Source organism: Streptacidiphilus albus JL83 (assembly GCF_000744705.1).
GTDB lineage: Bacteria > Actinomycetota > Actinomycetes > Streptomycetales > Streptomycetaceae > Streptacidiphilus > Streptacidiphilus albus.
The window spans coordinates 6,686,668-6,708,983 of the sequence record NZ_JQML01000001.1 but is presented as its reverse complement, the minus strand read 5'-3'; the positions used below and the strand labels follow the sequence as shown (position 1 = coordinate 6,708,983).

Sequence of the window (22,316 nt, the reverse complement as noted above, 5' to 3'; positions counted from 1 at the left end):
AGAGGACTCGGGGGTCGATCAGGTGTGGATCCACACCACGCTGACCTGCGTGGTGCCAGTCACAGTGGTAAGCGGTGTGCCGGAGCGCTGGACGCCGTATACCTCGACGTAGTCGGTGGTTCCGTTGCAGTAAACGACGGTGCTCACCTGCACGTTCGTGCTGTCGGCAACCGTGGCCGCGAGCGTGCTCACCTGCGCAATCGCTGTCCCGTTCTTCGAGATGATCGCGTCCCGGTTCCCGGTCGCGTTGGCCACGCAGGCGACCGTGCCCGTGACGCTGTAGTAGCCCGGGACCGTCGGGGTGTACCGCGTAGGTGAGCCGGACGCCCAGCCCCCGTAGGTGTCGATCGTCGGCGTCGGCCAGGTCATCGCGACCAGGACCCCGCTCGCGAACGACTGGGCACTGGACTGCTGGGCCAGGAAGAGCGGCGGGTTGAGCAGGAACGTGAGCCCGTTGAACAGTTGGGCGTTGAGCAGGGCGGCGTTGCCGGTGTCGCCGACCTGCCACTGATAGGGAACGGGGACAGCGAGTCCCGGCATCGGCGCCTCCAGGCGGCTCGGGTCAGCACAAGAACCGCCGCGCCCCGAGGGGCGAGCGGTCAGGTGGTGCGCAGGTCAGTAGGTGATGCGGGGCCCGGTGGCGCTGAGCGTCGCGCCGGCGTCCAGCGACGCGGGGAATGTGCTCGCGGGCAGGGCGGGCAGCGTGTAGGCCGAGCCCAGCGGCTGGCACACCACAGACCCGACCGCGTGAGTGCTGACCAGGTTGGTGGTGAGCGAGACGACCACGCTGGTGTAGCCGGCCGCCGTCGGTGCCACTGACAGCACCGTCACCGTCTCTGCCAGGAAGGTGCCCTGGCCGACTGTGAGCACCGTCCCTGGTGTCAGCACCGCCGAGGCAGGGTTGAGCGATGCCCCTGTGAGCGGGCCCAAGGTGATCGTGTTCGTCGAGGCCGTCGCCTGCACCTGCAGCGTGCTGTGCAAGCTGCTGACGACCCACCAGTTGAGGAATGGTGTCGCACTGCTGAGTTGCAGGCTCGCCTTGAGATTCCCCTGGTCGTCACCGTTCCACGTCAACTGCTCCAGGAACTGCTGCAGCACAACCGGCGGCGCCCCGTACTGCGGCGGCGGCCGACGGGTCACCTGCACCCGCGACCCGAACCCCAGCGACAGCGCCTGCGACCACAGCGCCGGGTTGGACGCCAGATCGATCGTAAGCTGCGCCACCCGGGCCAGAGGCTGGCCATACTGCTGCGCAAGGTAGTTGGCGGCATACTGCGGCACCGTCTGGTCCAGCACGTTGATCGTCCGGGACAGCGTGCGGGGCGCATACGCGGCCGACGACGCAGCGTTCGGAGCCAGCGCCGTCGGATACTGCGCCGAGCCCGGCGCACCCGAGTTCGTCACCGACACCTGGTTGTAGATGTGCGTGGTGTCGAACCCGGTCGCGATGTCGGTGAGGTACGGCATCTCACCGGCCGCTTGCTGCTCGCCCAGGAGCAGCGCTGGCGCGGACTGGTAGTAGCGCCAGGACCGAGCGGCGAGTTGCACCGACCCCGATGCATCCGCGTAGACCTGCCCGTTCTCGCTGTCACCGACCAGCTGCAGGGCGCTCGTGGCATCCAGTGTCGCCAGGTCCGCGCCGCCCATCGCCGTGACCGCATCCATCGTCCCCAGCGGGCCGCCGTACCCGGACAGGTTGAGGATCCGCTGGGCCCGGGCCGCACTAGTCTCGCCCGCCCAGCCCGTCGAGAAGCCCGCAGCCAGGTCCGGGAACGACGGCACCTGGTTGGTGGGGATCTCGGTCGCGAAAGCGAGATCCCCACTGAAGGCCAGACCGTAGTGATTCTGGGGGGCAACGACGTACATCCCGATCGCGTCCGACACGATGCCGGTTGGAGTGCAAGTACTCGTAGAGGTCGCGAAGTACCCAGCCCCGTCCACGTTGGCGTCGAGCCGCATGCCACCGGGGCTCAGGATGATGGCGGCCATGTGCCAGTTCCCGTCGCACACGTACACCGGCACAGCGACCGTCATCGACGCCCCCGCCGAGTTCGCCACCAGTGCGTTGACGTGCCCGGACGAGTCGATGATGAGCCCGGCGACCGCCCCGGCCGCGCCGTTGCGGTCCGACGCCATCCACAGCGCCATCGACACCCCGGACGCGGGGACCGTCGTCGTCCGGAAGCAGATGATCCTGGTCCAGCCCCCGCTGGAAGGCGGCCCGTTCGGCTGGCCGAGGTTGATGAACGACCCGGCCTCCTGGGCGATCGTCGGTGCCGGGTTGGCGATCGTCGTCACCGGCCCGGTCCCTCCCTCGAACCCGGTGCCAGTGATGCTGGACCCTGAGGTGACGCTGCCGGCCCCGGCGGTGCTGTTGCCGAGGTTCGCGTGGCCGTGCTTACCGGTCAGGTCTCGCCAGCTGGTCGCACCCGCTGGCTCGTCCAGCGGGTACAGCCGGTCCGGCCCCATCGACAGGAGCTGGCTCTCGACGTTGGGCTGCAGCGTGAAATCGGAGAGCGACGCCAGCACGTCCACACAGGTCAGGTCGGCTGTGCCGTAGGTGCCGGACATGTCCCACTGCTGCGGCCACCGCTCGACGTACCCGGCCCACAGCGGGTACGTCACACCCGGCGCGACCCACGGCGAGACCGCAGTACCCACCTCGAACTGCCACCCCATCGCCGACACCGTCGTCAGCGCGGAGACGGCAGCAGCGTTGGCGACGCTGATCCGCGCCCACACCGCACCCACCGGCGCCGTCCCCGACACCACTGCGCGCACCCATGCCCCAGCGGCCACACTGACCGTCGCCGCCGTCGTCGAGGACAGCGCGGCCCCAGACAGGCCGTACCAGGTGATGGTGGGCACCAGGCCGATCGAGGCCGACGCGGTGAGGTAGACCGATCCGGTCCAGGTGCTGCCCGCAGTGACCGGCACCGCAGCCGGGTCGGACGAGGTGAAGACGCTGACGGTCTCGCCGAGTCCGAGAGCCGCGGCCCCGGCGGCGGTCGACGCGGGGATCACCCACGTGATCGCCTGCTGCGTACCCACCGGAGACGCCGTGGCCGGCACCGCGGTGCTCAGCGTGCCCGCAGTCGCCTCGGCGTACGCGAGGCTGCTGCCCGTCGCGAGACTCTGCGGCAGGAGATTGCGGGTCACCGGCCACGTCGCCGTGAGCTGGCACGGCCGCATCGGCAGCAGGTTCGGCGCGTACACCGAGGACGCGTTGCCCGCGTCGAGTGCCCCGTCGAGGTTCCACAGCGACAGCGTGAGCTGCCCGGACTGCACCTCGTCCAACTCGTACTGCCGCCCGGACTGCTCGGCACTCCACGGGCCGCGCAGCCGGGCAGTGAGGTCTGTCCAGTACGGCGTGGTGGCGTTCGAGGCGTTCGAATTGAACGCAACGCCGAACCGGACCTGCGGCCACGACGGCATCAGCGACGACGCACCCACCAGTGTGTTGACGTGTTCGACGCTCGCCGCCTGCCCGGCCGCCGCCGTCGACCCGGCGCTGATGTACGCCGAGACGGCATGGGGCGACCAGGTGTAGGCGATCGACGCGACCTGCGTCCATGCCGCTCCGTCCGGCGAGATGTAGAACAGCCAGGACCCGCTGCTCTCCGCCATCGCCCACCAGGCGTGCGCCACCGGGTCGTACGTCGGCAGCGTCACCGTCGTAGCCACCCCGGCGTTGACGACAACCGCCTGCCAGACACCGGTCCCGGGCTGGCACAGCAGATACGCCGCATCGGCGGCGTCCGCCTGGACCCGCATCACCGTCTGCACGACCTGGCCACCGGTCCCGCCCGGCGCCGGAGTCACCCGCGCGGTCAAGGCCTGCCCGGTCGCCTCGAACGGCCCGGCCGCGCCCAGCGCCGAAGGCACCGACGTGGCCGGCACCGACACCCGCCCTCGCGCCGCCAGGACCACACCAGTCGATGAGGCGTTCCACATCGTGGTGTTGAGCGCTGACTCGGTGAAGGCGTCGGCCAGCGAGCCGAGCAGTGGGTTCGTCATCGCGACCCCCCTTCAGGACGCATAGACGAGGCCAGTGGTCGGGTTGCGCTTGCCGTTCTGCAGCGCCTGCGTCTGCATGATCTTGAAGAGCGTCCGGCCGTCGACCTGGACGATGATCGGCTGCCCCGCGCCGGCAGCCGAGGCCCCTGCAGCGCTGTTCGCGGTGATGGCCAGCGAGCTGTACGTGCCGCTGCTGCCGATCGTCAGACCGGCTGCGGCAGCCATGCTGTGCGCGGCCTGGCCGACCTTCCGGGTCGAGGACGCGATCCCGTCCGCAACCATCGAGCCGATCTTCGCCCCGGACAGGTTCGGTGCCCCTGAGCCCGACAGCGGACCCTTCTTCGCGGGCGACCAAGGCAGAAAATTCTTGATCTCCCCAGTGACGTCGCCCATCACATCGGAGACCCCGCCGATAGCCGACTCGATGCCCGAGACCAAGCCCTTGATGATGTTCTTTCCGGCGTCCTCCAGCAGGTGGAGCGCCCCGGAGGCGAAATCGCCGATCAGGTTGGTCACGTCGGCCAGGCCCTGCGAAACCAGGTGCTTGACGTCCGACCAGGCCTTCGACCAGTGGCCGGTGACCAGGTCCAGGACGATGCCGATGATGTTGAGGATGTAGTGCATCCCGAGCGTGATGACGTCCTTGACGACGCCCCAGATCAGCTCGAAGGAGTCACGGATCAGGCCCCACACGAGCCGCCACGTGGCGACGATCTGAGTGAGAATCGGGCGGATCGCGCCATCCCAGATGATCGAGACGTCGGTCGCGATCACCGACCAGATCGCCGACCAGACCTCTGCGATCTCCTGGCTGTGCGACCGCCACCAGCCGATCAGGTCGCTGACCCTGGCCATGATCCACTGGAGCACGTTCTGGTCGAACCACTTCACCGCCGCCTGGACTGCGTGGACCAGGTCCTCCCACGCCCCCACAAACGCGCTCTTGTGGGCGGTGAACCAGCTGATCAGGCCACTGATCGCGGCCTGCGCCAGGTGCAGCGCGCCCACGAGCACGGTCTTCAGGAAGCCGGCGATGTCGTTCACGACCTCGCGGAAGGCCTTGAAGTGGGTGTACGCCAGTACGGTCACCGCCACCACGGCAGTGATGCCCAGCACGACTGGGTTGAGCTCGATCGCCGTCAGCGCGGCCCCGACCTCCCACAGCGCCGCGACCAGGACGCCGCCCAGCACCGCCGCCAAGGCCTGCGCGGCCGACTTGTGCGAGGCCACCCACGCCACGCCGTCCCGCACCAGGCCGAGCACCTTAGTCAGCGGCGGCAGCAGCATCTGGCCGATCTTGATGCCCAGCGCCTCCAGGCCAGATTTCAGGTCGTCGAACTCCTGCGACATGGTCTGCGATGTCGTCGCCCACGCGCTGCCGAAGCCCTTCGCGCCGGCCGCGATCGCCGGGTACTTGGACTCAAGACGGTCCATCTGGTCGGCCAGCACGTTGAGCCCGGCGCCGGCCTTGCGGCCGAAGACCTCGGTGATCACCTGGCCTTGCTGTTGTGCGGTGACCCCGGCAGCCTTCATGTGCGCCATGAGGTCCTTCATCGCGGGCAGCAGGCCGCCGTGCTGCATATCTGTGGCCAGTGTGGTGGTCGTGAGCCCCAGCTTGGCCAACTCCGATGCGCCCGTGGAGACAGGCTGCGCCAGGGCCATGACGGACATCCGCAACTGGGTGCCGGCCGACGCGCCTCTGATGTTGTTGTCGCCGAAGACGTCCAAGGCCGCGCCGACATCGGCCAGCGACAGGCCGAATCCCTTGACGGTCGCGACCATCCCGCTGCCGAAGGCGTCGGCGAGGTCTTGCATCTGCATGTCGCCCGCGCCGACGATTGCATTCAGCGCGCCCATGGCCTGGCCCATGTTCTGCACGCCAGGGATGCCCGACGCGACCGCCGCCGTCAGCGAGTTGGTGACGTCGACCAGGTTTGCATTGCCGACGTCCGCACCCTCGGCTGCGATCTTGACGAGGTTCAGGGCTGCGGGTGCCTTGATGCCCAGGCTGGCGAAGTTGCTCTCGACGTGGAAGAGGGACTCGGCGAGGCTGTCCGGGTTCTGGCCGACCTGCCCCGCGAGCGCCTCCACTCCGTCTCCCAGACCGACCAGTTGGGACTTACTCACCCCGGCCTGGGTGTTGAGGCGCGCCATCTCGCTGTTGAACGTCGTCGCGCCCTTGATCGCCTCGAACACGCCGACGCCAGCTGCGGCGAGTCCCAGGGCGTACTTCGAGAGGCCGCCAGCGGTCTCGCTCATCGCGGCCGACGACTTCTCGGCCGACGCGGCTGCGGCATCCCCGCTGGCAGCAGCCGCCGCCGCGCCCTCCGCGCTGGCGCCCTTCATCTCGGTCGCTGAAGCGGTCGCCGAGGCCGCAGCTGTGCCGAAGCCGCTGTCCATCCCAGCCAGGGACGAATCGACTGTCGCCAGGCTCTCGCGGACGGTCGCGGCCATCTCCTCGGCCGCTCCACTGATCGCCCCGAGAGCGGGCGTTGCAGCATCGCTCGCAGTACCCGCAGCCTTGGCCAGGGCCCGCAGCGCGGAGGCCACGCTGCGCACGCTGGTCTTCACGCTGGCCAGCGGCTCGACGATGCCCTCGGCCAGCTCGACCGCCGCATCCAGGATGATCTTGAAGCTGTCGGCGGCGACCTTCGAGGACGCGTCGAGCTGCTCGGCCATCGCCTGAGCTGCCTTGGCGATCGTGCTGGTTGCGTCCTCGCCGACACCCGCAGCGTCCGTTAGGGACGTGGTGAAGGGGTCGGTGATACCCCGCAGGGTGACGAACAGGTCCCCGACCTCGCTCGACATCTCGCCCCCCGGCCCCGCTGTTGAGTTGTGTGGATTGCGTGCGGATGATCACCGGGACGGGCTACGGTGCGGAACGGCCATGCCCACAGGGGCGCACGGCACGGGGGTGGAAACAGATGAGCGGGCACCGAGGCGTGCAGAAGCAACCCATGACCAAGGGGCAGAAGATCGGCGTCGGAATCGCCGTCTTCTGCGGCGTCGCCGTCCTGGTCGCCATCGTCGACCCGCAGAAGTCGACGACGACATCAGCACCCAGCACCCCGCCGGCATCGGCGACCACGCCATCCCCAAGCCAGACAACCAGTGCGCCCGCGAAGGCCTCGCAAGCACCGGCCGTTGAGCCGACCTTCGTCTACCCCGGTGACCCGCAATGCGCCATCACCTACCGCGACCGCGGCGACGGCAGCATGAGCTGGACCGCAACCGTCACCGTGCCAGGCGAGCTGATCACACACGCGGGCGACGCAGCAGGCAACCTCTACCCCCACGACGTCCAGGTCAGCCCCGGCCCGAACGCCTTCGCGGCGCCGGTCCCGCTGTCGCAGATCACCGACATCGGCGGCAACCTGACCGCCACCGACGGCACCTCATACGGCTGCTCCGTCGCGCCGCAGCACTGACTGCCTCAGGCCCAGTCGGTCTCGTTGAAGGCCTTCGCGAACAGCAGCGCGGCGCTCTTCGCAGCTGTGTCGGCGGCAGGCTTGAGCCACGGATAGGTGATGCCGTGGTCGCCGGTCTCCAGGTAGTAGCCGTACATGTGCGCCGGCGTGCGACGCCGACCACCGTACGGCGGGGTGTACCCAGTGCGGGGACCGACCTTGGTCGACCAGCCCTCTGGGCTCGGTGCGATCTCGTTGTGCCCGATGGAGTCCAGCAGGGTGCCACTGATCTTCGCCGGGCCCTCGCCGGGCCGTGCCGGCGTCGGCGTGCCGTACGAGTGCTCCCCGTTGTGCGCGGTGATCCGGGCCTGGTCTTCGACCTCGACGGCCAGGAGCTCCAGCCCGGCCCGGGCCCGCTGAACACCCGCCTCGGCGATCCGCTCCAGCGCAGCCCGCAGCACCCCGGGCTCCAACTCCGGCACCGCCATCACCCCCCGTTCCGCTGACGCTCTGCCTCCTGCCGCGCTCGTCGGCGCGCGTCCAGCAGATCCCAGCACACCCGGCGCACGTACGGCGGCGTGGCCACCAGCTGGTCCCACGACCAGTGGTAGGCGAGCATGAGCTCGACCCACTGCACCTCAACCGGCACCGGCCCGCTCGACCACGTCCCGCCGTAGACGGATTCCGCAGGCCACAGCACATCGTTGAGGTAGCTGGAGTCGAGCTCTACTGAGGGTCCTGCAGCTCCTGGAAGGCGCGCACGATCTGCCGGACCACCACCAGCGGGACCCGCCGTAGGAGCGCGGCGGTGGGGATCTCGGGCAGCATCGACGGTGTGTCCTCGACGCTCGACCCGTCCCACATGCACCAGCGGCGTAGGAGCTGCGCGACTGTCTCGTAGATGACCCCCTCGTCCTCCGCCGTGGGCTCCTCGCCCTCCGCGACCCGGATGCCCTGCAGACCCTTACCGATCTGCTCCAGGGCCTCGGTCGACATGAGCCCCGGATTGCGCATCTCGATCCACGGCTCGGCCATCCCTTCCAGGTGGAGCTGCGGCAGCGGCACCCGCACGATCCGGCGCGCGTAGCCGCCCTCGGGGATCTGTACGGACGGCTCGATCGACTGCACGGCCTGGATCTGCGGCAGCGGCGCCGGCTGCGGTGCGGTCGGCTGCTCAACGACCGGCGCGGGTGCGACGGCCGGGGGCGGCGAGAGGAACGCCGCCGGCACCGGCATCGGCGCGGCCACCGCCACGGGCTGCGAGTAGACGGGGACCTGGTCGGCCGGGATGGGAGTACTCATCGTGCTGCTCCTGGGGTGAGGGATCAGGGGGTTGGTGTCCCGGCGTGCTGGGGGCGCTCCCCGCGCCCTCACACGTCAGCGCCACAGCCAGCACGCCGGGAGTCAGTGGGGCCGCCTCAGTAGGCGGTGGTCTGCCAGTTCTGCACGACGGCCTGGACCACGCCGCCATCGGTCGTGTTCGCCACACCGGACACGCTGAAGTCGGCCGCAGCGTACGGGCCGCTGAGGTCCCGCTTGCCCTTGAAGGCCGCGCTCTTGCTGCTGGTGAGCGTCAGCGACTGGCCACCGCGACTGATCGGCTGCTGCAGACCCATCACCAGCGGCAGCTGCGTGTTGCCGAGGAACAGCGCCAAGTCGAGGCTGTTCTCGTAGACGCACTTGAGCGTCCCGTCGTACTCCAGCGCGGCAGCGAAGACTTCCCTCGGCGCCTGCGTGCCGTCGGAGCCCGCGATGGCCTCCGTGGCCCGCTTGAAGGTGGCGTCGTAGCTCAGCCCGCGCGTCGAGGCCGCGCCACCGATGGTCTGCGTCCAGGACCAGCCCAGCCACGGATCGTAGGCCGTGTAGGCCCCCGTAGCCGCGGTCTGCGGGACGCTGGGGAAACCGATCGCCTTCACGCTCAGCGAGACCGACGCCTTCGGGTCGATCTTCATCTGAAGGTCGGAGAACCGGACATACGAGCAGCTCACCGGGGCCACGGTGTCGAAGTAGGTGAAGCTGTACGTCGGCAGCAGCACGGCCGGGTTCTGCCGGAAGGTGTGGATGGTTGGGGTCTGCACCACCACCGAGGCGGCGTGCGCGTAGGCCAGCCCCACCGACTGCCCGGCCACCGTGGTGACCGTGTGAACGTAGGGCCCGGTGCCAGTCGGAGCACCGACAGTGACGGCGTACTCCTGCAGCGCAGCCGAGTCCAGACGCACGGGCGTGCCCGCCGCCAGCGACACTGGAAGGGAGACCAGCTTGGCCCCCGCTGCAGTGCCGACGGACAGTGTGGTCGAAGTCCCCGCCGTTACGACGTCCGGACCGATCACCGCCGCGAAGAACCACGGAGCCAGATCCGGGTAGGCGAGGACGTCGATGGACCACTCGGAGTGCGCCGGGCCCTGGTACGAGCCGTGCAGCACCGAGTCATCCGCGCGCACCGACTCGTCGCGCAGCTGCGCGATGACGTCCTCGAAGCCGGAGCTCCCGGTATACGGGATCCCGACCGTCGGTGTGACGTACGTCCCCGGTGCACCCGATGCCTCTTTGCCCATGGCCAGTGTGCCCAGGCGTGCGAGAAGCGCCATCAGTCAGTCCCCTCTGCGCTCTTGGACGTCCTGCGGACGCTCTTGGTCGGCGCCGGGTCGACGCCCTGGTCCTCGCCGTCGGACTCGGGCTCGAACCCGACGATCCGGTCAGGCCAGTCGACTTGCTCGCCGGGCTGGACAGTGGCCGGGATGGCCATCACGTCCAACGGATGATCCGTGGCGTTCCGCTGGAGCACAGCTGCCTCCCCTCTACTCGATGTACTCGTCGTCGTCTGCGGTGTACGTGATCGTCGCCGTCAGCAGGCCGTTGGCGATGCCCGCGATCGGGTCGCCGAGCTCGGTGTTGAAGGCCGAGCCGTTGGGGGCCTCGCCCACGCTCAAGAACCGGCCGCCGTGGGACTTGTCGGCGACGAAGCCCTCCAGGCGCGTGACGACGAGCGCCAGGGCGACGTCGAGCGCGCGTTGCTCGTTCTCGGCAATGCCGGTCCCGGTGCTGCCCTGCCCGACTGGCCAGGTGGCGGTGAGCTGGAGGTAATGCGTCGCCATCCGCCGCTGTTGGGCGAACCGCGCCGTCGGGTAGCGCCGGCGGATCACGTACAGCTGTGTCTGTCGCATGTTCGGCGTGCGCGGGGCGTACGCCTGGATCACGTCCCACGGACCGCCGTCGGCGGTCAGCAGGGACGGCAGACCGTCGCCGGTCGTGGCCAGCCACGCGGCCTCCCGGTCGGGTGCATCGGCAAGACTCAACGCCGCCTCCGTGTCCGTCGTGACTTCTGCAGCTTCTTCGCGCGGTCGGCGCGTGCAGCGATGCGGCTGCCGCCGCGCAGGCGGCGCGGCGCGGGGCCGCCCTGCTTGCCGTGGTGGCCGACGATCTGCCAGTGGTGGTGCCGGTGACCGGCCCGGGTCCAGTGGACGCGCCGGTGCCCGTGCCGGTCCGGATGGCGGTGCCCCCGGCGCAGCCGCCGTGCCTTGCGGTAGCCGGACCGGAGGTGGCGCGGTGCGCCGGCCGGATGCGCCCGGCGCGATCGACGTCCCCCGGATGAGCCTCCGCGCCTTGCCCTCAGCGCGGCGCTGATCTTGGCCCGGGTCTCGGCCGACAGCGCGTGGCCCCGGTGAGCGTGGCGCTTGCCTCGGCGCTCTGCGGAGAGCTTGGCCCGGGCCGCGGCGGACAGGTGGTGCTTCTTGTGGTGGCGGCCCTTCAGCTTGGAGCGGATCTTGGCCTTCTCGGCCGCGCTCATTTTGTGGCCCTTGTGGTGCTTGCCCTTGAGCTTCGCCCGGATCTTCGCCTTCGCCGCAGCGGAGAGCTTGTGGTGCTTGCCCTTCATCCGCTCGGAGAGCCTTTTGCGCGCGGCGGCGGACATGTGCCGCTTCACCGTGTGGTGGGCCGCGCTATGGACGCCCCAGGTCACCGGTAGCCGTCCAGGATCGCCGTGGCCTCGGCGGCCAGGACGTCCGGGTCGTGCCCGTGCTGCTGGCCGGTCGGGTCGAGTTCACGGGCCACGAGCGAGGCCGTCATGAGCTTCCCGGCCCGGCAGGCGTCGGCGGGCATCGTGGAGTACCCGCCGCCGTAGGTGTAGGTGATGATCGATCCGACGGGCAGGAACGTTCCGATCGGAAACCAGATTTCGCCGCTGTCCGCGTACGGTCCGCGCACGTTGGCCAGGTTCACCAGTTGATCGCCGCCGTACGACCGGCTGATCAGGATCGACTCGACGCTGTACGTCCACAGGTCCGGGTAGCGCGGCGCGTACTGAGACAGCCAGCCGTGCCGGACCAGGCTGGTAGTGCCCATCGAGTAGGCGTAAGACAGGCCCAGCGTGCCGGCCAAGTCCAGCGGCACGTTGCCCGCGTCGATGTACTCGTCCGGGTCGATGCCGGTGGCCCGCTCCGTCTCCACCAGACCGGTGAACGGTGCGAGCCGCCGCCCGGCACCCTCCGAGCCCTCGCAGATGCGGGTGGCCTCGGACAGGACGTCCGTCTGCGCCTGCGGGTTGGTGTAGCCGCGGACGAGGTCGGCGAACGCGCCCTCGGTGAGCTGTGCCCAGGTGCACAGCGGCGTGGGCGTGTCCGTGGCCATCGGCTACTCCTCCGGATCCGGATCGGTCGAGCCGTCGCTGTCGTCGCCCTGCTTGTGGACCTTCGCGCCGCGCGGGAGCTCGGGCTCGGCCTCGAACTCGTCCGGCTGGATACTGACCAGCTCGTGGGCGTGCTCGGGGCTCATCTCGACCCACATCCCGGCCTTCGGCCAGACGTAGCCGTGGCTCGTGCCGCCCGGCCGCTTCTTCTTCACGTACATCGCTGCCTCCCAGCAGGACGAAGGGGGCCGGTCGCCCCGTGGACTCGGCGGGGTGACCGGGGAGGAGGTGCTACAGCGCCGGCGCGACGCGGGTGAGTCGGCCGATCCACTCCGGGCCGCGCACGGCCAGGCAGGTGTCCGACACGACCGCGAACGGCATCGAGTCCGGGCTGGCCGTGGTCGGGTAGACGTCCTTCGGCTGAATGTCGCGGACGTACGGCCGCAACACGTTGTCGCGGTCCCGCGAGGTCAGGTAGATGTCCTCCTGCCCCGTCGACCGCGGCTTGAGCCCGGCGTTAGTGCCGATGTACGTGGTCGGCCCCTGCGCCGGAACCTGCACACCGTTCTGCGGCACCAGGTAGCTGCCGGTGTCCACGATCGACGTGGTCAGGATCGGGGTGATGTTGTCGGCCGCGAGGCCGACCACCGCGTCGACCGCGCCCAGCAGCGTCTCAGCCCCGGACGCAGTGCCCCGGTAGAGCATGTAGTGCTGCGGGGTTGAGCTCTGGAACCCGGTCGGCGGGGTGAACGCGAGGGTCGCGGTGCTGGTAGCGGTAGTCGTGGTGACGGTCACCTCGGCCGAGGCCGCGGCCTCGCCCTGGCGGGACATGACCGGCGCCAGCTTGTAGTAGTAGGTGCCCGCCGGCAGCACACCGCCGGTCGTCGCCGGGGTGCCGGTGACGGTGCCCATGCTGTTGCCCTTGGTGCCCAGGTAGGACGACCGCACGATCGGGATGTTGCGGTACGACGGCACGATCAGGCCCGGGATGACCTCGGTCGTGTTCACGAACCGCTGCTGGTTCGTCAGCAGGCTGCTTAGCGCGCCCTCGGAGGTCGAGGACATCACGAGCATCCAGTCCGGGTTGGTGACCTGCGCCGCCGTGTACGACTCCACCATGTCGATGAGCTGGTTCAGCAGGGAGATGCTGATGTTCGAGCCAGCGGCGTCCAGGGCGTTCTGGCCGGCGCTGCCGCTGGCGGTGAACTGGTTGATCAGCGACGCGAGGCCGTCGAACTGCGGGTAGGGACCGAACTGCGTCGCGCCAGCCGATCCGGCAACGAGCATCTGCTCGGTGTCCCACCGCAGGCCCTTGATCGCGCCCATGATTTCTCGGGCTCGCAGGTCACCGATGACGTCGGCGGTGACCTCCTCGGCGAAGCCAGTCACGGCCCCGACGACCTGCAGGTTTTTGACGGTGAACGAGCTCTGGAAGTAGTTGCCGACGCTGACAGCGCGGGCGCCGCCGTCGGTGACCGCGCCACCGGAGGCGACCTGGTTGCGGGTGTTGTAGTAGTACGTGGTCGTGTTGATCTTCTGCGACGGCAGGCACTCGATGAACGGCGAGTACCGCGCCAAGAGCTCGAAGAGATTCGGATCGATCACCTTGCTGACCAGCGCAGATGCGCCAGCAGCATTCAGGGCCTCGCGGAGTTCCGCAGACATAGGGGTGCCTCCAGGGCAGGGAATGGGGGAAATGCGAAAGCCCCGCTCGATGGCGGGGCTTGGCGACCATTCCTGCCGGTGTCGGCACCGCAGCCCGTGCTGCGGCGGTCAGGTGGGGCAGTCAGTCTCGGGTCAGTCGTCCAGGCTGTAGCGGCCGTTGGAGACCCAGCTCAGGAGCGCCTCGTTGCGGGCGCGGCGCTCGTCCTCCGGGCTCTGCTCGGTGCCGCCCTCGGCCTGCTCGGCAACGGCCCGGCCGCCGGGCCGCTCGGTCCGGATTCCCTTCCGCACCGGCCCGGTCTGGCGGACCTCCTCGCGAAGCTCGTCGAGGATCGCGCCGCGCTGGGCCGCGATGCCCTCGGCGACCAGGCGTGCGACGCGCTGGTCCTCGGTCTCGACGACCGGGGCGGCCGGGGCCGCGGGCGCGGACTCGGCGACCGGCGCGCGGCCGGCGAGGAGCTGCTGGAACTGCTCGGCGGTCAGGGTGATGGCCGGCGCGGGCGTGGCAGGTGCCTGCTCGGCGACGGCCGGGGTCTGGGGCTCGCTCACGGCGGGCACCTCCTGTGTGATCGGGTGGGCCCCGGCCGCAGGCGCGGGCGGGGCGGTCTGGGCGAGGGCTGCGGTAAGGACCGCGGGTGTGACGACGGTGCCGGGAGGGAGCCCTGCGGCGGCCAGGGCGCGCTGCTGGTCCTCGGTCAGGCGGTCGCTGACCTGCGGCGCGGCCTCCATCTGGTCGTCGTCCGGCCGCTGGTTAGCCGCCTCCATCGAGGCGTCGGTGTCGGCGTCCGGTGCGCCGGGGACATCGATGTCGGCGTCCATGTCCGGGTCCATGGCCTTCAGCGCCAGGCACGCTGCACCCATCGCGGCCTGCGCGATGACCTCCAGCTCGGCGGGCTCGATGCCGTCGTAGGCGCTGATGCTGACGCTGATCGGCCCGTTCCGGGCCTGGATGGAGAACCCGGCGCCGCTGTCCCCCATGCACTCGGTGACGGCCTCGTACGCGGCGTCCTCGGCCAGCGGCACCGACGGTGCCGCCTCTGATGTCGTCACTCCGAACCCCTTCAGTGCCTTCCGGATGCGGCCCTTGACCCGCTTGAGCTGACTGGCCGTGTACGGCTTCGCGTTGTCGCCCTGGCTGATGTAGGCCCACGCCGCCTGGGCGTGCCGCTTGGTGTCGATCGGGTACCGCTTCTTCCGGTCCTTCTGATAGCCGGGATCGGCGTAAGGGACCTCCCCGTAGGGCGCGGACGTCGCCTCGACGAGCACCCGGTCGACAGACTCGAAGATCAGGCTGCCGCCGAGCTCGCCCTCGGCCGGGTCATCGGGGCCTACCGGGGTGCTGGACTCGATCCGGGCGTCGTCCACGCCGGGCCGGTCGGTGTAGTCCAGACCGAGGATCTCCAGGTCGTCAGCGGTCTCCACCATGGACCCGTCCGGCAACCGCACCCGACGCACCGGCCCGATCCAACGGCCTCGGATGCTGACACCATCGAGGAAAGCCGGTTGGTCATCCTCAGTAGCAGTCAGGTTGGCGATGTCGCGTCCGTGCTCTGTGTCTGCGATGTCGGACCGGAAGCGCACCGTGCTGGATCGGTCCTTGGTGAGCTGGGCAATTCGGCCCACGAGGTGGGTTGGGTTGCCCGCGCCGTCGTGGTGCGTGAACATCGTCAGTGGGCGCGCCTTGGGATCAGCGAGGCGGGTACTCGCGCGCTCGAACGCCCTGCCGATGTTCTCCGGCGTGTAGAGGCGACCGTTCTTGCTCACGCCCGGCGCCAGGGCGATGCCTCGGACGGTGGCGATCCGACGGGCCATCAGTCCTCCGATCCGGCTGGCTCGATCGAGCAGCGGCAGTTGGGATGCAGCGGCGGGAACGGCACGCTCGCTGCGGGGTAGGGGTTCGCGTCCTCGGCGTCCGCACAGGTCGCGCACACGCTGGCGTCGCCAGCGGTGACGAAGTCGAACTGCAGCACGCCGCGGGCGGCGTAGGCGGTGCCCATGCCGGTGGTGAAAACCACGCCGAGCGCGGTAGTGACGGTCAGCGTCCACACGAGGCCGTCGCTGAGCGCGGTGGCGACCAGGGAGGCCAGGGCGCTGGTCGAGCTCCCACCGGCCACGGCCGCGAGCAGTTGCCGGGCGACGACCGCGGCCAGGGCCTTGAGCGCGGCGGCGGCGACGTCGTAGGCCGACACCTGGTCCCGCGCGTCATCGCCGCTGGCGTCGTCGTCCTGGCCGTCGTCGTCGAGACCGTCGTCGCTGCCGTCGCCCACGGCGTGGCCGGCGCGCTGCCCGGCGGCCCGTGCCCGGCGGAGAGCCGCGACCAGGACGGCGATCAGCGCGGGCCACCCGGGTGCGCGGGTCACCATCGTGAGCCGGGCCAGGACCGCGGCGGCCGTGACCTGCTGCAGGTGTCGGCGCCGCAGCGCGGCCGCCGCCGGATCCCCGCCCGCTGCCGGGGCGCTCTGCTCGACGGTCGCGATGACGTCGGTGAGGTCCAGGCCCTCCACGACGGACCGCCACTCAGCGATGACCTCCCGGTCGGCCGCAGCCTCCAGGCGGTCCCGCAGCGCGTACACCGACGCCCACACACCGCTCAGCGCACCGAGGTTGAGCGTCGGCGCCCGGTCGGCCATCAGAACACCCGCTTGCTGACGAGCGCCCACGCGCCGGCGGCGGTCAACGCGCCGTCCGGTGCTTGGTCCGGGCCCTCGCGGGGCGGCTCCGGCAGATCACTGGTCGGGCCGGGCGGGTCAGGCGGCTGTGGCGAGGGCGCGGCGGAGTCGGTCCCGGAAGACATCAGCGTCGTCGCCCCCGTCCGTCTCGTAGTGCTGCCAGTCAGTGACGGACTCCTGTGGCGGCCCGGGCGGCGCCGGGGGTTGGCCCGGCACCGTGAGTTGGACGCCGCCCTGTGCGGCAGCGGCGGCCAGCGCCGGCGGCACGGGCTGCGGCGGAGGCGTCGGCGCCATGTCGAGGCCCTCGACCTGCGCCCCTGCCTGCAGACCGCTCGCGGCGGCCTTCGCCAGGATCGCCTTCGACATCACGGCCAAGTCGCTGACGAGGACCATGTTCTGGCGGTCGATGATCGCGGCGTCGTCGCCGCCCTTCACCGGCGGCTCACCGATGTCCGCGCGGCCCCGGTTGATCGTCCAGGTGCCGTTGCGGATCCGGGTGTCCCGGATGCCCTCGATCACCTGCGAGTCCCGCATGTCGACCTCGCGGAGCTTCAGCGTCCAGCCCTTGATGCCGAAGCCCTGGTCGGTCAGCGCGTAGTTGAGCTTCTCCAGGATCAGGCCGCCGACCGGTCCGCAGGTGTTCGTCAGGAACGTCCGCCGCTGCGAATCGCCGGTGCCGCCGCCGAGGTTGCCGGACTCGATGACGCCGGCCTCGGCCGGCGGGACACCGTACGTCGACAGGATCTCGTCCCGGGCCTCGGCCTTGGTGGCGTGCAGGTCCGGGATCTTGGACGGCTGGAGCTCGACGACTGTCGCGCCGCCCTGGGTGACGATCGGCTCGCCGCGGTTCTTCGGCCCCAGGATCCGCACTCGGAACTGCTGCAGCCAGCGCTTGATCGCGGAGTCGCTCATCGAGTCGGGCATGTCGATGTGCAGGACCGGCGGGTCGCCCTTGCGGACGATCTCCTTCAGCAGCCCGGCCGCGTACAACCAGGTGGTAATCGGCAGGAGCGCCTTCTCGGTCGGGCTCATCCCGTGCAGGCCGGAGCGCGGGGTGTCGTTGGTGATGTGGATGATCTCGTGCGGCTCGAAGTACGCCTTCTGGCCGTCCTCGGTGATCTGCACGTACTGCGTCACGACGCCGTGGGGGTCGGAGATCACGCGCATGCTCGCCGCGTCCAGGCTGTACAGCGCGATGGGCTCACCGAGGAACCAGATGACTTCCACGTAGGCGTCGGCTGCGACCTCCAGGTCCGTGACGATGCCGCGCAGCAGCTGCTGGATGTCCTCGGTCGGGTTGACGTAGTCCAGGAGCCGCTGCAGCCGCTGCACCTCCGGCGGCCGGGCGGGCTCGTCCTGGTCGCCCTCGCCTGAGTCGGAGGCCCAGTCCAGGTACAGGCCGCCGGCGGTGACGGTGCGGGCGATGGAATCCACGCACGTCGAGGACCAGGTACAGGTGGCGTACACCTGGTAGAGCTGCTGCAGTTGCTCGCGCCGGTCGCCGCCGAGGTCGCCGCCGCCCTGGTTGTTCTCGGTGGTGCCGCCGCGCGGAATGCCGTACTCGTAGCCGCGCCGGGCGACCTGCGCGGCAGTCGGCCGCCCGTTGCCCGCCAGCACCTGCACGGGTGCGGCCTCGCCGAACGGCTTCGCGAACCGCTTCACGGCGTCGATCACTGCGCCCACGGAGACACCGCCACCTTCCCCCGCTGCTCATCGGGATCGTCGTCGGGTCCATCAGGATCTGGGTTGACCGCGTATCGGCCGCCGAACGGCTGCTTGAGCTCGTCCGGGCGGGCCGGCGTCGGCGCCTCGTCGTGGATCGGGAACTTGGGGCCACCGCCGAGGTTGATCAGCGCGTACCGCAGGGCATCGGCCGCGTGATCCGATGCAGTGGAGTCGACATCTTCCGGGTCGCCGGAGGTGGCGAACGGCAGCGCGGGGATCTCGCGGGTGAGGTTCTCGCAGGTCCGGAAGACGTGCAGCCGCGGGCACTCGTCCCAGCCGAGCGCCCGGTGGTGCGCGCACGCTGGGGCGTCACCCAGGTACGAGCGCAGGCGCTGCCACCCCGCGACACGGCCGCCCTTGCCGGCCTCGGTGAGGTGGACGCCGTGCTCGGCGTAGATCGAGGCGATCGGCCGGGCCGAGCCGCGGGTGGCCCACATCGCGTCGTCCGCCCAGCGCGGTGCGACGTGCTCGCCGGGGGCCTCAGCCGCGAGGATCCGGCGGGCCTGGTCCTCCTCGCCGACCTTCGTCTTGTACGCCTCGCGGTAGACCCACGCCCGGCCGTCCTCGTCGACCGCGATCCACAGCGCGGCCCACGGTGCGGCGAAGCCCCAGTCCAGGCCCATGACGCGGCGCCAGGACGGCGGCAGGGTGATGGGGTCCAGGGTGTGCCGGTCGTGGGACCACTCGCCGAAGGCCTGGCCGAGGAAGCTGTCCCAGTCGCCGTCGAGGAACGCCCGGCGGAGCTGCTCGGGCAGATTCCGCAGGTCGTCCGCGTACTCGGCGTTGACGTGCGGGTTGTCCGCGAGCTTGGACGGGATGAACCGCACGCTCCGGCCCCGCCGGTCGGTGATGACCCGAGCCCCGTAGCCGGTCGCGTCGATGTAGCGGGCCTTGACCGTGCCGTGGCCGGCACCGCCCGGGTTGGTACCGGACCTGATCCCGAGGACCGGCCGGTCGGCCCGGCCGGACCGCAGCCGCGACTCCAGGAACCCGCAGACCTCGGGCCCGGTCAGGGTCCGTTCGTCGAACAGGATCAGCTGGTACTGGCCACCCTGGCGCCTGGTGGCGTCCTTGATGGTCTCGGCGTACCGGAACATCATCAGCGAGCCATTGCCAAAGCGGAGTTCGTACTCGGTCCCGTTCCAGGACGCGCCGAGGGCGCGGGCGTAGCCGACCTCAGCGAGCTCGGCGAGCAGGCTCTCCTTCAGCTCGCCGTATGTGCGCCGGAACGCGCCGACGCGGATCCCTGGGTGCCGGACGCACGCCCGGATGCCCTCCATGAGCAGGGCCTTGGTCTTCCCGCCGCCGGCCGCACCGCCGTACAGGACGTCGAACTCGGTCGCGGCGTGGAACTCGCGCTGCCGGTCGGTGGGGACGTATCCGAGCAGTCCGAAGACGTCGATCCGCTTGAGCCGTTCGGCCTCCAGACGGCGAAGCTCAGCCTTCGCTCTCCGAAGCTGCTTCAGCCGCTGCTGCTTCGCTTCGAGCAGAGGCGAGTTGCTGCTCGACCTCGATGAGCGCGGCATCCAGCACCTCCAGCGTCAGTTCGTGCCGCTGCGGTGCCTCCAGGCCCAGGAGTCTCATGTAGCGGTCGAGGAGCCGGCCTGCGGCGTCGATCGCCTTCGTGTCCCCCGCGAGGACGTTCGGCCACAGGGCGTTCAGCATGGCGTCGAGCCGCTGGAGCATCAGCTCGCGGTGCACTTCAAGCGGGATCGACAGGTCCCTGACTGCCTTCTCCAGGGCGCGGCGCACGTCGGTGTACGCCGAGGCCTTGGAGTCGTAGCCGAGCTGCTGTGCGATCTCGTACCAGGAGTGGCCCGCGATACGGAGTTGCACCGCAGCCCGGCGACGCTCGGCGACTAGGGTCTGCTGGGCTTTGCTCGCAGGCATCGCTCACCTCACCAGGCACGGCCGAACGGCTGGCCGGACTCGGCCGCGTACTGGCTGGCCTGGCGGAGTGCCCCGCGCATGCCGCCCCGCGCCGCCGCGTCGGCGATGCCTTGCCGCATGGCGTCGGTGATCCACAGGCCGGGGACGCCGAAGGCGATGGCGAAGTTCGCCTCGTCCTCCTGGCGGTCCGGTTCTGGCGCGGGCTCCGGCGCGGTCGTGCACGCGTCGGTGTCCGGGGGGTCGACCAGGCGCTCGGTGCTGAGCAGGACGTCGGGCCGGACCGCGTAGACGAGGACGTGGTCAGCAGCGTAAAACGCGACCTGGTACTCATCGCGGTGGATACAGGCGATGTCGTTGACCGTGTGCTCGACGGCACCACGACCAAGGTCGAGAACCAGCAGGTACGAGGGCATGAGGGCTCCTGGTGGGTCAGATGGCGGGGGTGGCGGCGAGGATCGCGCGGATGTGTGCCGGGACGTCGTCGATGTCGGAGGCCGGGATGCCGAGCTGACGGGCGAGGTCGTAGAGCGTCGTCCGGCCGAGCCAGAACCCGGCCCGGGCGTCGCGCTTCGCGTTGATCCGGTCCTGGCCCGACCGCGGCGACCGTAGCCGGACAGTCTTCGGCCGGCGCGCGTGCACGATCCGGCCGACGACACCGTGGCTCGGCAGACGGCGCGGGACCGGGAACTGGCGGGCGAGGTCACGGGAGATGGCGCGGCGGTGGGCGCGAGTGGGCATCGCGAGCATGAGGGTGCTCCAGGGGTGAAGGGGTGGGGCTGAACATGCGAAAGCCCCTCATCCCGGGCGGGAGGAGGGGCTGACAGGCTGGCTCGGCAGGGATCGAACCTGCGACACGCCCGTTAACAGCGGGCTGCTCTACCAACTGAGCTACGGGCCATCGGTGGAGCTCCCCGCCGAGGACTCGAACCTCGATCTCCGCGTCCAGAGCGCGGCGTGACTGCCGATTGCACCAACAGGGATCAGCAGGGTCGGCAGGAGTCGAACCTGCGACAAGCCGTGTTGGAGACGGCTGCTCTGGCCTCTGAGCTACAACCCTTCAAGGTGATCGGCGGGAATCGAACCCGCAACCACCGCGACCACAACGCGGCGCTCTACCAATTGAGCTACGACCACAGTGCGTCGCCCAGGTGCCGACCCTGGCGTGTCCGAAGACCCAGGCTTTACAGGCCCGGTTGCGCGCTGGCGCTCGACGCGTTGCGAGAACGGGATTCGAACCCGTGACCTGAGGCTTATGAGGCCCCCGCGCTGACCGAACTGCGCCATCCCGCTGCACTGATCGTACGAACTGGTGAGCCGATGCGGCGACTGATTATTGGCGGGCCGTAGCGGCAGTGGGCATGCAGTGGCGGGGGCCGGGCTCGAACCGGCGGCCTCCGGGACATGAGCCCGGCGCGCTACCTCTGCGCTACCCCGCTGGAACCGCCCCCGGACCGGGGGCGGCGGTGCTTCAGGCTGCGAGCGACAGTCGGCCGCGCGCCACCTTGGCGTACTTGGGCGAGAGCTCGACGCCCACGAACTGGCGGCCCGACGCGACTGCGGCGACACCGGTCGATCCGGAGCCGGCGAACGGGTCGAGTACGGTCCCCCCCGGCGCGCAAATCCGGACCAGCTCGTCCATGAGCTCGTCGGGCTTCTGTGTGATGTGCTGCCGCTTGTTGCCGCGCGGCTGGCTGGCCGTGAAGATGCCGGGCAGGTAGATCGGGTTCCTGGCGGCGTCCACGGGTCCGTTGGTGGCCCACAGGATGTACTCGCAGGAGCGTCGGAACCCGGCGGGCGTGGGGCGGGCGATGGGCTTGTTCCAGGGCACGATGCCGCGCCAGACCCACCCGGCGGCCTGCAGGGCGTCGGAGGTGACGGGGAGCTGCCGCCAGTCGGTGAACAGCAGCAGGGGTGCGCCCGTGACGGCGGTACGCCGGCACTCGGCGAGGACCAGGCTCATCCAGGCGAGGTAGCCGCGCTGGTCGCGTGTCTCGCCCTCGAAGTCGGGCAGGTCGTGCTTGGCGTCGCTGCTGACGTACTTGTCGCGGGAGCCTTGGCCGGTGCGGTCGTTGGGGGTGCGTCCGCCGCTGTTGTAGGGCGGATCGGTGATGACGGCGTCGATCGAGTTGTCGGCGATCGTGGCCAGGGTGGTGAGTGCGTCGCCGTGGTGAAGGGTCCAGTCGGTCATGGTGTCCTCCGGAGCGGTCGCGTGCGCCTGATGGGCGAGCGAGTCGGTGCTCGGATGGGCCAGGTCGGCCGCTGAGCGTTGAGGGCACGGGAACGCGGAACAGCCCCGCACCATGGTGGGTGCAGGGCTGCTGG

General features: G+C 70.2%; 21 protein-coding genes and 6 tRNA genes. 1 reads left to right on the top strand and 26 read right to left on the bottom strand.

Annotated features, from left to right (window positions below; all coding sequences use genetic code 11):
• Positions 1 to 18: 18 nt before the first annotated feature.
• The 3 genes from BS75_RS29520 to BS75_RS29510 form a co-directional block, all read right to left on the bottom strand.
• The gene (locus BS75_RS29520; RefSeq protein ID WP_042436581.1) at positions 19 to 540 is read right to left on the bottom strand and encodes a hypothetical protein; all 522 of its coding nucleotides are present in this window, start codon (positions 538 to 540) and stop codon (positions 19 to 21) included.
• Positions 541 to 615: 75 nt separating this feature from the next.
• Positions 616 to 4,017, bottom strand: a complete 3,402-nt coding sequence (locus BS75_RS29515; protein ID WP_034090441.1) for a hypothetical protein — start codon at positions 4,015 to 4,017, stop codon at positions 616 to 618.
• A gap of 12 nt (positions 4,018 to 4,029) precedes the next feature.
• A complete protein-coding gene (locus tag BS75_RS29510) occupies positions 4,030 to 6,825 on the bottom strand; it encodes a phage tail tape measure protein (protein ID WP_034090440.1) in 2,796 nt (931 codons plus the stop codon).
• Between the two features lie 149 nt (positions 6,826 to 6,974).
• Here BS75_RS29510 and BS75_RS29505 point away from each other — a divergent pair, with 149 nt between their 5' ends.
• Complete coding sequence (locus BS75_RS29505) at positions 6,975 to 7,445, top strand: hypothetical protein (RefSeq protein ID WP_034090439.1); 471 nt, start codon at positions 6,975 to 6,977, stop codon at positions 7,443 to 7,445.
• 5 nt (positions 7,446 to 7,450) lie between these two features.
• Here the strand turns inward: BS75_RS29505 and BS75_RS29500 are convergent, their stop codons facing one another.
• The 23 genes from BS75_RS29500 to BS75_RS29385 all read right to left on the bottom strand — a co-directional run bounded on the left by BS75_RS29500 (position 7,451) and on the right by BS75_RS29385 (position 22,182).
• On the bottom strand, positions 7,451 to 7,915 hold the full coding sequence (locus BS75_RS29500) for a hypothetical protein (RefSeq protein ID WP_197091967.1): 465 nt from the start codon (positions 7,913 to 7,915) through the stop codon (positions 7,451 to 7,453).
• A gap of 235 nt (positions 7,916 to 8,150) precedes the next feature.
• A complete protein-coding gene (locus BS75_RS29490) occupies positions 8,151 to 8,726 on the bottom strand; it encodes a hypothetical protein (RefSeq protein WP_034090436.1) in 576 nt (191 codons plus the stop codon).
• A 116-nt stretch (positions 8,727 to 8,842) separates the two neighbouring features.
• Positions 8,843 to 10,012, bottom strand: a complete 1,170-nt coding sequence (locus tag BS75_RS29485) for a hypothetical protein (protein ID WP_034090435.1) — start codon at positions 10,010 to 10,012, stop codon at positions 8,843 to 8,845.
• Positions 10,012 to 10,209 carry a hypothetical protein gene (locus BS75_RS29480; RefSeq protein WP_034090434.1) on the bottom strand — a complete coding sequence of 66 codons (198 nt, stop codon included), beginning with the start codon at positions 10,207 to 10,209 and terminating at the stop codon, positions 10,012 to 10,014. The genes BS75_RS29485 and BS75_RS29480 overlap by 1 nt, the downstream gene beginning before the upstream one ends.
• A gap of 13 nt (positions 10,210 to 10,222) precedes the next feature.
• Entirely contained in the window at positions 10,223 to 10,720 is a 498-nt protein-coding gene (locus BS75_RS29475; RefSeq protein ID WP_034090433.1) for a hypothetical protein, read from the bottom strand.
• Entirely contained in the window at positions 10,717 to 11,334 is a 618-nt protein-coding gene (locus BS75_RS29470) for an NUMOD3 domain-containing DNA-binding protein (protein WP_034090432.1), read from the bottom strand. The genes BS75_RS29475 and BS75_RS29470 overlap by 4 nt, the downstream gene beginning before the upstream one ends.
• 44 nt (positions 11,335 to 11,378) lie before the next feature.
• Positions 11,379 to 12,050: a hypothetical protein gene (locus BS75_RS29465; protein WP_034090431.1), complete on the bottom strand. Its 672-nt coding sequence runs from the start codon at positions 12,048 to 12,050 to the stop codon at positions 11,379 to 11,381.
• Positions 12,051 to 12,053: 3 nt separating this feature from the next.
• Positions 12,054 to 12,269: a hypothetical protein gene (locus BS75_RS29460; RefSeq protein ID WP_034090430.1), complete on the bottom strand. Its 216-nt coding sequence runs from the start codon at positions 12,267 to 12,269 to the stop codon at positions 12,054 to 12,056.
• Between the two features lie 70 nt (positions 12,270 to 12,339).
• Entirely contained in the window at positions 12,340 to 13,653 is a 1,314-nt protein-coding gene (locus tag BS75_RS29455) for an SU10 major capsid protein (RefSeq protein WP_197091966.1), read from the bottom strand.
• Positions 13,654 to 13,845: 192 nt separating this feature from the next.
• Entirely contained in the window at positions 13,846 to 15,135 is a 1,290-nt protein-coding gene (locus BS75_RS49525) for a DUF6582 domain-containing protein (RefSeq protein ID WP_174515017.1), read from the bottom strand.
• A gap of 386 nt (positions 15,136 to 15,521) precedes the next feature.
• Positions 15,522 to 16,340: a structural protein gene (locus BS75_RS29445; protein WP_034090428.1), complete on the bottom strand. Its 819-nt coding sequence runs from the start codon at positions 16,338 to 16,340 to the stop codon at positions 15,522 to 15,524.
• 117 nt (positions 16,341 to 16,457) lie between these two features.
• Complete coding sequence (locus tag BS75_RS29440) at positions 16,458 to 18,062, bottom strand: phage portal protein (RefSeq protein ID WP_034090427.1); 1,605 nt, start codon at positions 18,060 to 18,062, stop codon at positions 16,458 to 16,460.
• The gene (locus BS75_RS29435) at positions 18,050 to 19,630 is read right to left on the bottom strand and encodes a hypothetical protein (protein WP_081982694.1); all 1,581 of its coding nucleotides are present in this window, start codon (positions 19,628 to 19,630) and stop codon (positions 18,050 to 18,052) included. The genes BS75_RS29440 and BS75_RS29435 overlap by 13 nt, the downstream gene beginning before the upstream one ends.
• Positions 19,542 to 19,994 carry a hypothetical protein gene (locus BS75_RS48610; protein ID WP_034090425.1) on the bottom strand — a complete coding sequence of 151 codons (453 nt, stop codon included), beginning with the start codon at positions 19,992 to 19,994 and terminating at the stop codon, positions 19,542 to 19,544. Before BS75_RS48610 ends, BS75_RS29435 begins: the two co-directional genes overlap by 89 nt.
• 8 nt (positions 19,995 to 20,002) lie before the next feature.
• Entirely contained in the window at positions 20,003 to 20,407 is a 405-nt protein-coding gene (locus BS75_RS29425) for a hypothetical protein (protein ID WP_034090424.1), read from the bottom strand.
• A 16-nt stretch (positions 20,408 to 20,423) separates the two neighbouring features.
• Complete coding sequence (locus BS75_RS29420) at positions 20,424 to 20,732, bottom strand: hypothetical protein (RefSeq protein ID WP_152645581.1); 309 nt, start codon at positions 20,730 to 20,732, stop codon at positions 20,424 to 20,426.
• Between the two features lie 87 nt (positions 20,733 to 20,819).
• Positions 20,820 to 20,892 (bottom strand) — tRNA-Asn (locus tag BS75_RS29415).
• Positions 20,893 to 20,901: 9 nt separating this feature from the next.
• Positions 20,902 to 20,974, bottom strand: a tRNA-Gln gene (locus BS75_RS29410).
• 4 nt (positions 20,975 to 20,978) lie between these two features.
• A tRNA-Trp gene (locus tag BS75_RS29405) sits at positions 20,979 to 21,051 on the bottom strand.
• A 4-nt stretch (positions 21,052 to 21,055) separates the two neighbouring features.
• Positions 21,056 to 21,128: transfer RNA gene (locus tag BS75_RS29400), tRNA-His, on the bottom strand.
• 81 nt (positions 21,129 to 21,209) lie between these two features.
• A tRNA-Met gene (locus tag BS75_RS29395) sits at positions 21,210 to 21,284 on the bottom strand.
• Positions 21,285 to 21,358: 74 nt separating this feature from the next.
• Positions 21,359 to 21,430, bottom strand: a tRNA-Met gene (locus tag BS75_RS29390).
• A 32-nt stretch (positions 21,431 to 21,462) separates the two neighbouring features.
• Positions 21,463 to 22,182, bottom strand: a complete 720-nt coding sequence (locus BS75_RS29385) for a DNA-methyltransferase (RefSeq protein WP_034090422.1) — start codon at positions 22,180 to 22,182, stop codon at positions 21,463 to 21,465.
• Positions 22,183 to 22,316: the final 134 nt, after the last annotated feature.

Coding starts and splice junctions, on each gene's coding strand:
- BS75_RS29485 (WP_034090435.1), bottom strand. CDS start 10,012: ATGGCGCTTCTCGCACGCCTGGGCACACTGGCCATGGGCAAAGAGGCA.
- BS75_RS29510 (WP_034090440.1), bottom strand. CDS start 6,825: ATGTCGAGCGAGGTCGGGGACCTGTTCGTCACCCTGCGGGGTATCACC.
- BS75_RS29515 (WP_034090441.1), bottom strand. CDS start 4,017: ATGACGAACCCACTGCTCGGCTCGCTGGCCGACGCCTTCACCGAGTCA.
- BS75_RS29435 (WP_081982694.1), bottom strand. CDS start 19,630: ATGCCGCGCTCATCGAGGTCGAGCAGCAACTCGCCTCTGCTCGAAGCG.
- BS75_RS29445 (WP_034090428.1), bottom strand. CDS start 16,340: ATGGCCGACCGGGCGCCGACGCTCAACCTCGGTGCGCTGAGCGGTGTG.
- BS75_RS29420 (WP_152645581.1), bottom strand. CDS start 20,732: ATGCCCACTCGCGCCCACCGCCGCGCCATCTCCCGTGACCTCGCCCGC.
- BS75_RS48610 (WP_034090425.1), bottom strand. CDS start 19,994: ATGCCTGCGAGCAAAGCCCAGCAGACCCTAGTCGCCGAGCGTCGCCGG.
- BS75_RS29460 (WP_034090430.1), bottom strand. CDS start 12,269: ATGTACGTGAAGAAGAAGCGGCCGGGCGGCACGAGCCACGGCTACGTC.
- BS75_RS49525 (WP_174515017.1), bottom strand. CDS start 15,135: ATGGTGGAGACCGCTGACGACCTGGAGATCCTCGGTCTGGACTACACC.
- BS75_RS29490 (WP_034090436.1), bottom strand. CDS start 8,726: ATGAGTACTCCCATCCCGGCCGACCAGGTCCCCGTCTACTCGCAGCCC.
- BS75_RS29470 (WP_034090432.1), bottom strand. CDS start 11,334: ATGTCCGCCGCCGCGCGCAAAAGGCTCTCCGAGCGGATGAAGGGCAAG.
- BS75_RS29425 (WP_034090424.1), bottom strand. CDS start 20,407: ATGCCCTCGTACCTGCTGGTTCTCGACCTTGGTCGTGGTGCCGTCGAG.
- BS75_RS29520 (WP_042436581.1), bottom strand. CDS start 540: ATGCCGGGACTCGCTGTCCCCGTTCCCTATCAGTGGCAGGTCGGCGAC.
- BS75_RS29385 (WP_034090422.1), bottom strand. CDS start 22,182: ATGACCGACTGGACCCTTCACCACGGCGACGCACTCACCACCCTGGCC.
- BS75_RS29505 (WP_034090439.1), top strand. CDS start 6,975: ATGACCAAGGGGCAGAAGATCGGCGTCGGAATCGCCGTCTTCTGCGGC.
- BS75_RS29465 (WP_034090431.1), bottom strand. CDS start 12,050: ATGGCCACGGACACGCCCACGCCGCTGTGCACCTGGGCACAGCTCACC.